Source organism: Luteibacter yeojuensis (genome assembly GCF_000964085.1).
Taxonomy (GTDB): domain Bacteria; phylum Pseudomonadota; class Gammaproteobacteria; order Xanthomonadales; family Rhodanobacteraceae; genus Luteibacter; species Luteibacter yeojuensis_A.
In genome coordinates, this window is record NZ_JZRB01000002.1 from 23756 (window position 1) to 37849 (window position 14094).

The window sequence follows — 14094 nt, forward strand, 5'->3', positions numbered from 1 at the left end:
ATGCGCAAGACCCTCTTCGCCCTGACCCTCGCCGCGACGTTCGGCACGGCCCTGCCCGCCCTCGCCGATGACGCGGCACAGGACACCCAGGCGCCGGAAAAGACGAAAAAGCATGTCGACAAGCTCGAGGGGATCGTGGTGAACGCCGTCCCGGGCGGCCGCAACGCCGACCAGATCGTGGCCCCGGTGGCCGTGCTCGCCGGTTCGGCCCTCGACGACGCCAAGGGTGTCTCGCTGGGTGAAACCGTCTCGGCCATCCCTGGCGTGCAGACCTCGGCGTTGGGCACGGCGGTGGGTCGCCCGGTCATCCGCGGCCTCGACGGCCCCCGCGTGGCGGTGCTCGAGAACGGCCTGTCGTCGCAGGATGTCTCGAACGTCAGCCAGGACCACGCCGTCACCCTCGAGCCATTCCTCGCCGACCAGATCGAAGTCCTGAAGGGCCCGGCCACCCTCCTCTACGGTTCGGGCGCCATTGGCGGCGTCGTCAACGTGGTGGATGGCCGGGTGCCTGAGAAGGCGCCGGAGAATGGCTTCGCCGGCCGCGCCGAACTGCGCCACGACTCCGTTTCCGATGGCAAGACCGGCCTTGCCCGCTTCGACGCGGGCAACGACCAGTTCGCGTTGCATGTCGACGGCATGCACCGCGATAACGAGGACTACGACATCCCCGGCGGCACGCTCGCCAACAGCGCGGTGAAAACCACCTCGGGCTCGGTCGGCGCCTCGGTGCTGGGTAGCTGGGGCTACCTCGGCGTATCCATCTCGCGTTTCATGGATCTGTACGGCAGCCCGGCCGAGCCAGGCGATGCGGCGGAGGGCGAAGACCCGGTGCACATCAAGATGGCGCAGACGAACTACACCGTGAAGGGTGGCTTCGTGCAGCCCATCGACGGCATCAGCAAGATCGAATTCAGCCTTGGCCATGGCGCGTACCAGCACGTGGAATACGAAGGCGACGAGCCAGGCACCACGTTCTCGACCGACAGCAACCAGGGCCGCCTGGTGGTCACCCACGATGAACTCGCCGGCTGGACCGGTGCCTTCGGCGTGCAGACCCAGCACCGCAAGTTCTCGGCCGTGGGCGAAGAAACCTTCGTGCCGGCGACCACCACCAAGGGCGTCGGCGTGTTCCTCACCGAAACCCGCGACTTCGGCCCGGTAAAGGTCGAGCTCGGCGCGCGCCATGACAAGCAGAGCGTGGAACCGGTGGGTGGCGCGAAGCGCGATTACGCGCCGAACAGCTTCTCGGCGGGCTTCGCATGGCGCTTCGCCGAACAGTGGCATCTCTCGCTCAACCTCGACCACGCCGAGCGTGCGCCGTCGGAAGAAGAACTCTTCGCCAACGGCCCGCACGAGGCGTCGAACACGTTCGAAATCGGCAGCGACCTCGGCAAGGAGAAGAGCAACCAGGCCGAGCTGGGGCTGCATTTCCACGGTGACATCGTGGAAGGCAAGGTGGCCGTGTACTACAACAAGTACAAGAACTTCATCTATCTCGCCGATACGGGCGAGATCGAAGACGACCTGCCGGTGCGCGTGTGGTCGCAAAACGATGCCACGTTCCGCGGCGCCGAGGCCGAGGCCACGTTCCACCTGGCGGAAGGCCCCGAGGGCCACTGGGACCTGCGCGTGTTCGGCGACACCGTGCGCGCGACGCTCTCGGACGGCGGCGGCAACGTGCCGCGCATCCCCGCCGGCCGCATTGGCTCCACGCTCAGCTGGAGCGCCGATAGCCTGCGTGCCAGCCTGGGCGCGGTGCGTTACATGAAGCAGGACAAGGTGGCGGCCTTCGAGACCGACACCGCCGGCTACACGCTGGTGAACGCGCACTTCGCCTGGCAGTTCGTCAACAACGACCGCAACCAGTGGGAAGCCTTCGTCGACGGCAACAACCTCACCAACCAGACGGCCCGCCCGGCCACGTCCCTGTTCAAGGACGTCGCGCCGATGCCGGGCCGCAATGTGTCCGTAGGCGTCCGCGCCTATTTCTGAGTTCCTGGTTCCCGACGCCCACCTCCCTCCCCGGCGGGAACCGGATACGCGACGGGGCACCGCAGTGATGCGGCGCCCCGTTTTTTATGCACGGCCCTGTGGGAGCGCGCTTGCGCGCGATGCTCCTGTGGCGCGGCTTACGATTCGCGGCAGTTCTTGCAGATGCCGTGCACTTCCAGCGTCTGCGCCTGCGGCCGGAACCCAAAGGCCTTGGCCTGCGCCTCGATCAGCGAGGCCACGCGCTCGTCGCAGACTTCCTGCGCGCACTGGCACTTGTCGCAGATGAGGAACGGCACCTGGTGCGACTCCGCCGGGTGGTGGCAGGACACATAGGCGTTGATCGATTCGAGCTTGTGGATGAAGCCGTTCTCGAGCAGGAAATCGAGCGCGCGGTAGACCGTGGGCGGCGCGGCGTTGCCGTGCTTTTCGCGGAGGCGATCGAGCAGGTCGTACGCCTTGACCGGTTTGCCGGCCTCGGCCACCAGTTCGAGCACCTCGCGGCGCAGCGGCGTAAGCCGCAGGCCCCGCTCGCTGGAGGCGAGCTCGACGGCCTCGACGAAGCCGCGGGCGTCGTCGTGGTGCTCGTGGGCGTGGTGGTGGCTGGCATGCGTGCTCATGGCGTCATCCTAACATGGGGCCCTTTCACGGTTTTTTCGAGCCTGGCAGGGGCGGCGGCCCCGCCTGCGGCCGGGGCAGGAAGGGCACCGCCCAGCCGAAGGGACCCACCAGCAGCGAGGCCAGCACGGTGGCCCAGAAACGGCCCCGCCACCAGCCCAGCAACGCGCCCACCACGATGAACACCACCTGCCACAGGATGAGCTGGCCCCAGGGCACCAGCCGCATCAGGCTCATGAAGATGGTGACGAACGCGCCGGGGGCGCCGGGATCGACGCCATGGGTGGCCTTGGCGAGCAGTTCGTCCAGGTTTAGCGGGCCTTGGCGATGGCGTCGTCGATGCGGGCCAGCGCAACCTCTCGGCCGCACAGGTAGATGGTGTGCTCGATCGACGGCGAGACCTGGGTGCCGGTGATGGCGACGCGCAGCGGCGCGGCGACCTTGCCCATGCCCAGTTCAAGCGCGGCAGCGGTCTTTTCCACGGCCCCGTGCACGGCTTCGGGTGTCCATTCCGGCAGCGCGGCGAGTTCTTCCTTCGCTTTGGCGAGCACGGTGGGCGCCGTCTCGGTCCGCAGGTGCTTTTCGATGGCCTTCTCGTCCCATGCCACGATGGGGCCGTACCAGATCTTCGCGCGTTCAGCCATGTCGACGAATGTCTGCACGCGGTCGCGCAGGGCCACGACCACGTCGGCCGGGGCCGGCCCCGTGGCCGGGTCGATGCCGATGCGCTGCAGGTGGTAAGCCAGCTCGGGGCCCAGGGCAGCCGGGTCGTCCGTCTTCAGGTAGTGCTGGTTGAGCCACGAAAGCTTGGTGACGTCGAAGCGCGACGCCGCCTTGTTGACGTCGGCGGCATCGAACAGCTCGATCATCTCACCGACGGAGAAGATCTCCTGGTCGCCATGCGACCAGCCCAGGCGCACGAGGTAGTTCAGCAGGGCATGCGGCAGGAAGCCATCCTCGCGGTACTGCATGACGCTGACCGCGCCGTGGCGCTTCGACAGCTTCTGGCCATCAGGGCCAAGGATCATGGGCAGGTGCGCGAACTCCGGCACCGGCGCGCCGAGCGCCTTGTAGATGTTGATCTGGCGCGGCGTGTTGTTGACGTGGTCGTCGCCGCGGATCACCTCGGTGATACCCATGTCGATGTCGTCGACCACCACCGCGAAGTTGTAGGTGGGGAAGCCGTCGGAGCGGAAGATGACGAGATCGTCGAGCTCGGCGTTCGCCCACTCCACGCGGCCCTTCACCTTGTCGTCGAATACTACCGAGCCCGAGGTGGGGTTCTTGAAGCGGATGACGCGGTTGGGGTCGTCGCGGAGCGGCTCGTTGCGGTCGCGGTAGTAGCCGTTGTAGCGCGGCTTCTCGCCCGCGGCCATGGCGGCGTTGCGCATGGCCTCGATCTCGTCCTTCGTCTCGTACGCGTAGTAGGCCTTGCCCTCGCGCAGCAGCTGCTCGGCCACCTCGCGGTAACGGTCCATGCGCAGGGTCTGGTAGTACGGGCCCTCGTCGTGCGACAGGCCGAGCCATTGCATGCCATCGAGGATGGCCTGCACGGCTTCCTGCGTGGAACGCTCACGGTCCGTGTCCTCGATGCGCAGGATGAACTCACCGCCCCGCCGACGCGCTTCGAGCCAGCAGTACAGCGCGGTACGCGCGCCGCCAATGTGCAGGTAGCCGGTGGGACTGGGGGCGAAACGGGTGCGGACGGGCATGGGGGGGGATCGCTGCTTGGGGCAAGAGGAGGATTTTAGCGTAAGGGGCGTTTGGGAGGTGGGAGATGGGAAGTGGGGGCGCACCGCTGTAACGCCACGGTCATCCCCCTATAACCGCCGGGACACGGCCGGGGCCCAATCTGTGCCAAAGAGGCCAGAGGGGCAGCGCCATGCGAGTCGGCATCGTCACCGAGACCTACGCACCGGACGTGAACGGTGTCGCCCTTACCGTCCAGTCCCTCGCCCGCGGCCTTGTCCGCCGCGGCCACGCGGTCGACCTTATCCGCCCGACCCACCCGGGGACGCCGCCCCTGGCGGACGCGGGCATGGATGTCCTCGCGGTGGAAGGTGCCTCGGTTCCCCGCTATGCGGGCCTGCGCTTCGGCTTGCCCGCCCGCTTCCGCATTGAGCGCCGCTGGCGCGCCGAACGGCCGGATGCCATCTACGTGGCCACGGAAGGCCCGCTGGGCTGGAGCGCCGTGAGCGCCGCCCGCCGTCTCGGCATCCCGGTGGCCACCGGTTTCCACACCCGGTTCGATTTCTACGTGGGCCATTACGGCTTTGGCGCCTTCACCCCGGTGGTGCGCCGCTACCTGGCCCGCTTCCACCGCCGCGCGCAGACCACGCTGGTGCCCACCGGCCAGCTCGCTGGCGAGCTCAACGACCTGGGCGTGCACGACGTGCGCGTGCTGCGCCGCGCCGTGGACACCGTGCGCTTCCACCCGGAGCGCCGCGACGACGCGCTGCGCGCCTCGTGGGGCGCAGGCCCGGATACGCCGGTGATGCTTTGCGTGGGCCGCGTGGCGCCCGAGAAAAACCTGCACGTGGTGATCAACGCGTGGGAGGCCCTGCGCCGCCGCGTGCCGGATGCCCGCTGCATCATCGTCGGCGACGGCCCTGACCGCGCCACGCTGGAAGCCGCGCACCCGGGCGTCATGTTCGCCGGCACCCGCCGCGGCGACGACCTGGCCGCGTTCTATGCCAGTGCCGACCTCTTCGTGTTCCCGAGCCTCACCGAGACCTTCGGCAACGTGGTGCTCGAGGCCATGGCCTCCGGCGTGCCCGTGGTCGCGTACGCCGAGGCGGCCGCGCGCGAGTACATCCGCAACGGCCAGAACGGCATCCGCGTGGCGCCGGGCAACGAAGGTGGCCTCATCGAGCGCGCCGCGACGCTGGGTGCCGACCCCACGGTGCGCGCGGCCATGGGCCGCTCCGCCCGTGCTTCGGTCGCCAGCCTGTCGCCGGAATCGGTGGTCTGCGAATTCGAATCCATCATGCAGTCGCTTGCCGGGGAGAACCTCCATGAACGCAGCACCGCGGTCGCCGCGTAACCTCGACAGGCGCATGTGCGTCGCCGCCAACCGGTGGGGCGCGCGCCGCGCCATCGGCGTCTTCTTCGGCATCGTGAGCCGCCTGGGCGACGGCGTGTTCTGGTATGCCCTCATGAGTGTCATCGCCCTCGTGGGCGGCCTGCACGGCCTGGCCGTGGCGGCGCAGATGGCGCTGACCGGCCTCACGGCGTTGATGCTTTATCGCGTGCTGAAGCGCTGGACGAAGCGCCCGCGCCCGTTCCGCTCATGCCCCGGCGTGATCGCGCACGTGCCGCCGCTGGATGAGTTCAGCTTCCCCTCGGGCCATACCCTGCAAGCGGTGGCCTTCACCGTGGTGGCCGTGGCGCATTACCCGGTGCTTGCGCCGTTCCTGATCGGCTTCGCCGCGCTGATCGGCGCCTCGCGCGTGGTGCTGGGCCTGCATTACCCAAGCGATGTGCTGGCCGCCACCGCCATTGGCGGCACGCTGGGTGCGTTGTCGCTGTGGCTGGAGCGCGCTCTGTTCTGACTACGGGGCGCCGGAAGGTACCACCGACGGCAGCGCGGCCGTGGGTGAAGGGTGGCCGTACGTGACATGGACCGACCCGGCCATGGCCCTGTAAAGCCCGAAAAGAAGACCGAGCACGGCAACGCCGCCGAGGACGAGGCTTCGCCAGGTCTTCAGGTCGTTGACATCTTTCCTCGTCGCTTCCGCCAGCCGCCTGAGGTGCTGCAGCTCGGTTTCGATGCGGGGTACCGCATCCTTGATCTGCAGCAGGATCGACGTGGTGAGTTCATCGCCCAGCGTGTGCGGACGGGGTGCCGTCGACGCCTGATGGGGCGTGCGATCCCGATTCGGCTGTGGTGTGTGTGCCCGTTTCATGACGAAACCTTCGGCGTAACACGCTCGTTTGTCGAGCACTGGAAGGTGGCGCACAACGGCACGATATAGCAGCGGCAAAAAAACCTCATCACGGACAAGCACATTGCCGCGTCACCGACGACGCAGGCGCTGGCAGTGCTTCCGCCCGGCGCCGCCTGTGCGACTGTTACGTCCTGAGAACGGCCTGAAGCGCACGACCGAAACGTGCTGGCCGGCGATGCTCATTCGCCACTGACATGCTTCACTACGCGCCGCACCGCGACGGGGCGCCGGCGACGCTTGCCGCCGCCATGGACGAGGGCGAGCACGAGCAAGGCGAGCAGCTGGCCGATGACGACGCCGATGATCAGGCCGCTCCAGAACGTTTCGAACATGACGTCTCCTTGTGTGCGGCGAGACTAGCATTCAAACAACCGTTCTAGCGATGGGCCACCGGTGTGCGTTTTCGGCAATGGACCATGCAAAAAAAGCCCGGCACTTGGCCGGGCTTTGATCCTGTGACCATCGCGCGCAAGCGCGCTCCCACACTTTAGGCCGCGTCGACGCGGGGCATTTTCTCCAGGATACCGAGCATGGCGCCGAGCTTTTCGCGCATTTCGCGGCGGTCGACGATGACGTCGACCGCGCCGTGGTCGACGAGGAACTCGGAGCGCTGGAAACCCTCCGGCAGCGTCTCGCGCACGGTCTGCTCGATGACGCGCGGGCCGGCGAAGCCGATGAGCGCCTTCGGCTCGGCGACGTTGAGGTCACCGAGCATGCCAAGCGAGGCCGACACGCCACCGGTGGTCGGGTGCGTGAGCACCGAGATGTAGGGCACGCCCTTCTCGTGCATGCGGGCAATGGCTGCCGACGTCTTCGCCATCTGCATCAGCGAGAACAAGCCTTCCTGCATGCGCGCGCCACCCGTGGCGGAAAAACAAACCAGGGCGCTGTTTTCGGCAAGGGCTTTCTCCGCGGCGCGCGCGAACTTCTCGCCCACGACCGAACCCATGGAGCCGCCCATGAACGAAAACTCGAACGCCACGGCCACGGCCGGGCGACCGAGCAGCTTGCCCGACATGGCGATGAGGGCATCTTTCTCGCCCGTGTTCTTCTGCGCGGCGACGATGCGGTCCTTGTACTTCTTCTGATCCTTGAACTTGAGCGCGTCGACCGGCTCGAGCTTGGCCCACAGTTCGCTGGTGCTGCCTTCGTCAAAGAACGACAGCAGGCGCGCACGCGCGCCAATGGCATGGTGGTGGCCGCACTTGGGGCACACCATGAGCGACTTCTCGAGCTCGGGCTTGTAAAGGACCGTGCCGCAACCGGCGCACTTTTCCCACACGCCCTCGGGGACCTTGCCCTTGCCGCCGGCAGCGGCCGGGGCGCGGGTCTTCGGGGTCATGATTTTCTGCAGCCAGTTCATCGTTGTCTCCGGGTGTCGTGCAGGCATCGCGCGCAAGCGCGCTCCCACAAAATCTTCAAATCAGCGCGCGTCGAGCGCGGCGCGGATGGGTGCCAGGAAGTCGTTCGCCCTGCCCGCCGCATCCTCAGCGCTGCCGGCGCCCGCGAGGCGATCGACCAGGGCGCTGCCGATGACCACGGCATCGGCGAACGCACCGATGGCCTGGGCCGACGCGGCATCGCGGACACCGAAACCCACCGCCACCGGCGCCTTCGACCGCGCGCGGATGCCCGCGACGCGTTCGGCGATCTGGCCGGTGCTCAGCTGGGCCGCGCCGGTGATGCCGGCGAACGATACATAGTACAGGAAGCCCGACGCCGCCTCGCACAGCTGGGCCAGGCGGCCCTCGGCCGTGGTGGGCGAGGCCAGCAGGATCTGGTCGAGGCCGGCATCGCGCAGCGGCTTGAGCACGGCGGATTCCTCGAGCGGGCAATCCACCATCAGTATGCCATCGACACCAGCTTCGAGCGCATCTTCGGCGAACGACGCGTAACCGTACATCTCCACCGGGTTGAGGTAACCCATGAGGACGATGGGTGTTTCGTCATCGGTCTCACGGAATGCCGCGACCCAGGCGAGCACGTTGGCCAGGCCCACGCCCTTCGCGATGGCCCGCTCGGAGGCATGCTGGATGACCGGGCCATCTGCCATCGGGTCGGAAAACGGCACGCCCAGCTCGATGACATCGGCGCCCGCGGCCACCAGGCCGTGCAGCAGCGGCACCACGTGTTCGGGCGAGGGATCGCCCGCGGTGATGAAGGTAATGAGGCCGGTGCGGCCGGCGTCCTTGAGGGCCGCGAAGCGGCTGGCGATGCGGCTCATCAGAGTTCGATCCCCTCGCGCGCGGCGATGGTGTGCACGTCCTTGTCGCCACGGCCCGACAGGTTGGCCAGGACAAGGCCATCCTTGGGCAGCTCGCGGGCCAGCTTGATGGCCTGGGCGATGGCGTGGCTGGATTCCAGCGCGGCGAGGATGCCCTCGGTGCGCGCCAGCAGGTGGAAGGCTTCGAGCGCCTCGTCGTCGGTGACGCCCACGTACTCGGCGCGGCCCGCATCCTTCAGGAAGGCATGCTCGGGCCCCACGCCCGGGTAATCGAGGCCAGCCGATACCGAATGGGTTTCGATGATCTGGCCGTTGGCATCCGACAGCACATAAGTGCGGTTGCCGTGCAGCACGCCCGGCTTGCCGGCGGCGAGCGACGCGGCATGGCGGCCCGTACCGATGCCGTCGCCCGCGGCTTCGGCGCCGACGATGCGCACGCCGCTGTCGTTGAGGAACGCGTGGAACAGCCCGATGGCATTGGAGCCGCCGCCGACGCATGCCGTGATGACATCGGGCAGGCGGCCGAACTGCTCCAGTGTCTGCTCGCGCGCTTCGCGGCCCACGATGGCGTTGAAGTCACGCACCATCTGCGGGTACGGGTGCGGGCCGGCCACGGTGCCGATGATGTAGAAGGTATCGGCCACGTTGGTGACCCAATCGCGCATGGCGTCGTTGAGCGCGTCCTTCAGCGTCTGCGAGCCCGAGGTGACGGGCACCACCTCGGCGCCGAGCAGGCGCATGCGGTAGACGTTGATCTTTTGCCGCTCGATATCCACCGCGCCCATGTACACGACGCATTTGAGGCCCATGCGTGCCGCGACGGTGGCACTGGCGACGCCGTGCTGGCCCGCGCCTGTCTCGGCGATGATGCGGGTCTTGCCCATGTGCCGCGCGACGAGCGCCTGGCCCACGGTGTTGTTGATCTTGTGCGCGCCGGTGTGGTTCAGGTCCTCGCGCTTCAGGATGATGCGGGCGCCGCCCACGTGCTTCGTCAGGCGCTCGGCGAAGTACACCGGGCTGGGCCGGCCCACGTAGTACTTGAGGTCGCGGTCGAGCTCGGCGATGAAGGCCGGATCCTGGCGCAGGCGCTCGTACGCGGCCGTGAGTTCGGCGAGTGGCTCCATGAGCGTCTCGGCCACGTAGATGCCGCCGTAATCGCCGAAGCGCCCGTGCGCATCGGGATAGGCGTGGAAATCCGGGATCTGGGTCATTGCGTTACCGTGTGTTGCTAAAGGGGGCTCACGCGCTGGGGACGGCGCGCACGGCGGCGAGGAAGCGTTCCATCTTAGCCCGATCCTTCAGGCCCGGCGATGTCTCGATGCCGCTGGACAGGTCCACGCCCCATGGGCGGGCCACGCGGATGGCCTCGGCCACGTTGGCGGCGGTGAGTCCGCCCGCGAGCACCAGCGGTTGCGCCAGGTCGCGCGGCATGAGGTTCCAGTCGAAGGCCACGCCACTGCCGCCGGTCTCGCCCAGGCCGTGGCCGTCGAGCAACAGGCCGGTGGCGCGCGGGTAGGCACGCAGGCGGGCCAGCGCGCCCTGCCCTTCGCCCATGGCGATGGCCTTGAGGTAGCGCGTGCCATGTGCCGCGCAGGCCTCGTCGGTTTCCACCCCGTGGAACTGCAACATATCGGGGCGCACCTGGCGGACGATCTCGTCGACATAGGCCGGCTCGTCGTCCATGACAAGCACCACGGTGGTGACGAACGGGGGCACGGCCTCGCGCAGCGCGCGCGCCTGCTCGAGGCCGACATAGCGCTTGCTCTTGCGCGTCATGACGAAACCCACGGCATCGACACCGAGCGCGGCGGCGGCCTGCACGTCTTCCAGGCGGGTGAACCCGCAGTACTTCACGCGCGTCACAGTGTTACCTCCGCGGGCAGGCCCCAGTGCGCCTCGTAGCGCGGGCCAAGGAACGTCAGGCCCTCGGCGGGCGCGGTGGCACCGGCCACGTCGCGGTCGCGGCCCGCGAGCAGCTCGGCCATCCATGCGACCGGCTGCTCACCGCGGCCGATGGGAATGAGCGAGCCGACGATGTTGCGCACCATGTGGTGGAGGAACGCGTTGGCCTCGATCTCCACCACGATGTGGATATCGTCCTGGAACACGCGGATGGCACGCACGTTGCGCCGCGCATGCGCCGCCTGGCAGGCGATGGCGCGGAAAGCGGAAAAATCGTGCTCGCCGACGATGGCCTGCGCGGCATCGTGCATGCGCGAGGCATCGAGCGGTTTCTTTTCCCATGCGACGAAGCGGGCATCGAGCGCGGGGCGCACGAAGCGGGAAAGCAGGCGGTAGCGGTAACGCCGCGCACGGGCGGAGAAGCGCGCGTGGAAATCATCGTCGACCGGCTGCGCCCACGTGACCGCGACGCTGCGCGGCAGGTTCGAGCACGCACCCAGCACCCAGCCGCGCATGTCGCGCTGCACGTCGGTGTCGAAATGCACCACCTGGCAGCGGCCGTGCACGCCCGCGTCGGTGCGGCCGGCGGCGGTGGTCTCGATGGGCTGGTGGGCGACGAAGGAGAGGGCCTCCTCCAGGGCGCCCTGCACGGTCTTCGCATGGCTGAGCTTCTGCCAGCCAGAGAAGTCGGTGCCGTCGTATTCGACGCCTAGGGCGATGCGCATGGGGTCAGGTGGCGGTGGAAACCGGAAAGGTTACCACCGCCACCGCCCCGCTGGCAGGTCAGGCGATGCTGTCCAGGATGCGGCGAGCCGTGTCCTTCTGCATCTGGCTGCCCTCGTTGATCACTTCGTCGAGCATGAGGCGGGCACCTTCGGCGTCGCCCATGTCGAGGTACGCCCGTGCCAGGTCGAGCTTGGTATCGACCGGGTCGTCGCTGAACGTGTCGGGGCCCGCGTGCTCCACGGCCGGCTCCTCGTCCGGGAACGCCGGCTCGTCGAAGCGCGGCGGCTCGTCGAACTGCGGTGGTTCGTCAAAACGCGGCGGCTCGTCGAAGCGGGGCGGCTCGACCGGCGTGGTGGCCGGCGACGCGGGGTCTTCCTCGTCGAACGACCAGGTGGAACGCTCCCCGGCCGGGGCCTTCTCGTCGGCGAGGATGTCGCCGAACGACGCCGTGGCCGGCTCGTGGGCGTGTTCGCCCGCGCCCGCCTCGGTGTAAGGCGATTCGGGGGCGTCCACGTCGAAGACGTCCGGCGCGTGCGGGCGGCGGTCGGCCTCCGCGCGCTGGGTCGGGGTCAGGTCGAAGTTGAAATGGTATTCACTGTGCTTCTGCGGCGCCGGCGCCGGGTGCGCCTCGTCGTCCGGGCTGGTGACATAGCTGCCCAGGTCGAACGCCTCGAGCGCGTCGGCATCGGCAGGGTGTGCCGGGCCCGGCGTGTAGGTGTCGCGGCCGTAGTCGGCATCGTCGTACGGGTCGTCGATGCTGTCCACCGGCTGGCCGCCGAACAGCGGATGTGTGGGGGCGAGGTCCTCGCCCATCATCACGACCTCGCGCCATTCCGGCTGTTCCGGGTCGGCCACGTGGGCGTACATCGCCTCGGCCGCGGCTTCGAAATGTTCCACGTCGCGGCGGCCGTAATACAGGCTTACCAATTCGAGGTGCAGGCCGATGTCGTCCGGGTGTTCGGCCAGCGCATCGATGATCTCGCGCTGGTCCTGGTCCATCGGTTCGTGATCGTGGTCGTGGCCGTGGTCGTCCAGCTCGAAGTTGCCGAGCGTGGGCTCCTGGCTGAAGCGGTCGGCCAGCGACGCGGGCGCGGCGGCGGCCGGCTTCTTGCGACGGCCGAACACGGCGGCCACGAGCAGCAGCAGGATGACGACGGCACCGCCACCCCATGCCCAGGGCTGCATGAACCACTCGTCTTCGTCGGCGGTGGCCGGGGCCGCCTGCGGGTGTGGCGGCACGGCCGGCTTGGCGGCTGGCGGTGTCGCCTGCTGCGGCGCGCTGGCCGCCGGCGTGGCGAGCGGCGTGGTGGCGACCGTGCCCGCATGGGCAGGCGTGCTGGCGGCAGTGGCGGGCGCGCTTGTGGCCGTGGCGACGGTGGACGCCGCCACGGGCGCCTTGGCGACCGACTGCGCGGCGGCCGGTGCCGCGGTAGCCACGGCCGTGGTGGCCGGCATCGCAGCGCTGGCGGCGGCCGCGGGCTTACCGGCGTTCTTGCGGGCGTCCTCGAGCTTGCGCTGCAGCTCGGCGATCTCCGAATCCTTGAGGCTCAGCAGGCGTTCGTTCTTGGTGTTGATGGCCTCGAGGTCGGTAACGCGGGACTTCAGCTCGGCGCCCTGCTGCTTGAGCGAGGCGACCGCCTCCTGCGAGGTGCTGAGTTCCTGCTTGAGGCCGGCGACCTGGGCATCGCCCGTGCCGCCCTTGGTGCCGGCGCGGGTGGACGCGGCTTCAGCGCCCTCCTTGGCCGGGACCAGTGCGAGGCGATCGGCCTTGGCCGTGCTGGCCTTGCCCTTCGATTCGGTGGCGGAGGCGGCGCCATCGGCGACCGTGGCCGGCGTGCGGGCCGCGCCCGAGCGCCAGGTTTCGTTCTGGCGGCGCACCTCGGCCAGCGCGGCGGCGGCGCTCTGGGCCTGTACATCGTCCTGCGAAGGCACGCGCAACACCGCGCCCGTCTTCAGCGCGTTGATGTTGTCGCGATAGAAGGCATCCGGGTTGGCCTTGTGCAGGGCCAGGAGCATCTGGTTGATGTCGGCGCCGTTGGCGTTATCGCGGGCGATGGACGACAGGGTCTGCCCGCGCTGCACGGGGCCGATGGTGCCGTTCGTGGCCGTGGCGGCGGCTGGCGCGGCGGCGCGCGGCTGGGCCGGGGCACTGGCGCGCGACGGGCGCTCGGACCGGGCCGGCACGCGGGCGGGGACCGCCTCGGTGCGCGACGGGCGCGGTGCCGGGGCTTCCGCCGCGGAGACCGGGGCGGCCGGCGTGCCCGGCGGATCGAGCAGCATGGTGACTTCGCGGATGGCGGAGCCGTTCTTGCCGCTGGTGACCTCCACGAGGAAATCGAGGTAGGTGTCGCGGACCGGCGCGCTGCTGGTGACGTGGATCACCGGCTGGCCGGCGGCGTTCTTGCCGACGCTGAAATTGAGCTGCACCGGCAGCCCGGCCTTGTTGAGGCCGGCACGCGAGAAAGCTTCATCCGACGCCATGGTGACGCGGATATCGCTGGGATTGCCCGTGACACCCGTGAGCGGGATATCCGCCGACAGGGGTTGGTCCATCGTGGAGTGGACCTGCACGGCGCCAAGGCTCTGGGCCATGGCGTGGCTGCCACCCATGGCAAGCGCCAGCATGATCGACAGCTTCAAAGTACGGTTCATTACTCGCATCCCCCGAACAAATCCGTGCTGGCGGCG

At 68.7% G+C, this 14094-nt stretch carries 14 protein-coding genes; 4 read left to right on the forward strand and 10 right to left on the reverse strand.

Features of this window, described 5'->3' with window-relative positions; genetic code table 11:
- Complete coding sequence (locus tag VI08_RS00970; protein WP_045827670.1) at nucleotides 1-1992, forward strand: TonB-dependent receptor; 1992 nt, start codon at nucleotides 1-3, stop codon at nucleotides 1990-1992.
- 137 nt (nucleotides 1993-2129) lie between these two features.
- Here VI08_RS00970 and VI08_RS00975 read toward each other — a convergent pair whose 3' ends face one another.
- From VI08_RS00975 to gltX, 3 genes are all read right to left on the reverse strand, one after another.
- Nucleotides 2130-2609: a transcriptional repressor gene (locus tag VI08_RS00975; protein ID WP_045827671.1), complete on the reverse strand. Its 480-nt coding sequence runs from the start codon at nucleotides 2607-2609 to the stop codon at nucleotides 2130-2132.
- Nucleotides 2610-2634: 25 nt separating this feature from the next.
- Nucleotides 2635-2844, reverse strand: a complete 210-nt coding sequence (locus tag VI08_RS00980; protein ID WP_232309403.1) for a hypothetical protein — start codon at nucleotides 2842-2844, stop codon at nucleotides 2635-2637.
- A 74-nt stretch (nucleotides 2845-2918) separates the two neighbouring features.
- Nucleotides 2919-4319 carry a glutamate--tRNA ligase gene (gltX, locus tag VI08_RS00985; RefSeq protein ID WP_045827672.1) on the reverse strand — a complete coding sequence of 467 codons (1401 nt, stop codon included), beginning with the start codon at nucleotides 4317-4319 and terminating at the stop codon, nucleotides 2919-2921.
- A gap of 170 nt (nucleotides 4320-4489) precedes the next feature.
- Here gltX and VI08_RS00990 point away from each other — a divergent pair, with 170 nt between their 5' ends.
- From VI08_RS00990 to VI08_RS21580, 3 genes are all read left to right on the forward strand, one after another.
- Nucleotides 4490-5650, forward strand: coding sequence for a glycosyltransferase family 4 protein (locus VI08_RS00990; RefSeq protein ID WP_045827673.1), 1161 nt, complete (start codon nucleotides 4490-4492; stop codon nucleotides 5648-5650).
- Nucleotides 5622-6158, forward strand: a complete 537-nt coding sequence (locus VI08_RS00995; protein ID WP_045827674.1) for a phosphatase PAP2 family protein — start codon at nucleotides 5622-5624, stop codon at nucleotides 6156-6158. The genes VI08_RS00990 and VI08_RS00995 overlap by 29 nt, the downstream gene beginning before the upstream one ends.
- 66 nt (nucleotides 6159-6224) lie before the next feature.
- Nucleotides 6225-6581, forward strand: a complete 357-nt coding sequence (locus VI08_RS21580) for a hypothetical protein (protein WP_157006199.1) — start codon at nucleotides 6225-6227, stop codon at nucleotides 6579-6581.
- A gap of 152 nt (nucleotides 6582-6733) precedes the next feature.
- Here VI08_RS21580 and VI08_RS21585 read toward each other — a convergent pair whose 3' ends face one another.
- The 7 genes from VI08_RS21585 to VI08_RS01030 form a co-directional block, all read right to left on the reverse strand.
- Complete coding sequence (locus VI08_RS21585) at nucleotides 6734-6886, reverse strand: hypothetical protein (RefSeq protein ID WP_157006202.1); 153 nt, start codon at nucleotides 6884-6886, stop codon at nucleotides 6734-6736.
- A 155-nt stretch (nucleotides 6887-7041) separates the two neighbouring features.
- Nucleotides 7042-7917 carry an acetyl-CoA carboxylase, carboxyltransferase subunit beta gene (accD, locus tag VI08_RS01005; protein WP_045827676.1) on the reverse strand — a complete coding sequence of 292 codons (876 nt, stop codon included), beginning with the start codon at nucleotides 7915-7917 and terminating at the stop codon, nucleotides 7042-7044.
- A 60-nt stretch (nucleotides 7918-7977) separates the two neighbouring features.
- Entirely contained in the window at nucleotides 7978-8778 is an 801-nt protein-coding gene (trpA, locus tag VI08_RS01010; protein WP_045827677.1) for a tryptophan synthase subunit alpha, read from the reverse strand.
- Nucleotides 8778-9989 carry a tryptophan synthase subunit beta gene (gene trpB / locus VI08_RS01015; protein ID WP_045827678.1) on the reverse strand — a complete coding sequence of 404 codons (1212 nt, stop codon included), beginning with the start codon at nucleotides 9987-9989 and terminating at the stop codon, nucleotides 8778-8780. The genes trpA and trpB overlap by 1 nt, the downstream gene beginning before the upstream one ends.
- A 28-nt stretch (nucleotides 9990-10017) precedes the next feature.
- Complete coding sequence (locus VI08_RS01020) at nucleotides 10018-10641, reverse strand: phosphoribosylanthranilate isomerase (protein ID WP_045827679.1); 624 nt, start codon at nucleotides 10639-10641, stop codon at nucleotides 10018-10020.
- Complete coding sequence (truA, locus tag VI08_RS01025) at nucleotides 10638-11405, reverse strand: tRNA pseudouridine(38-40) synthase TruA (RefSeq protein WP_045827680.1); 768 nt, start codon at nucleotides 11403-11405, stop codon at nucleotides 10638-10640. The genes VI08_RS01020 and truA overlap by 4 nt, the downstream gene beginning before the upstream one ends.
- Nucleotides 11406-11463: 58 nt before the next feature.
- On the reverse strand, nucleotides 11464-14058 hold the full coding sequence (locus tag VI08_RS01030; RefSeq protein ID WP_045827681.1) for a FimV/HubP family polar landmark protein: 2595 nt from the start codon (nucleotides 14056-14058) through the stop codon (nucleotides 11464-11466).
- Nucleotides 14059-14094 lie beyond the last annotated feature (36 nt).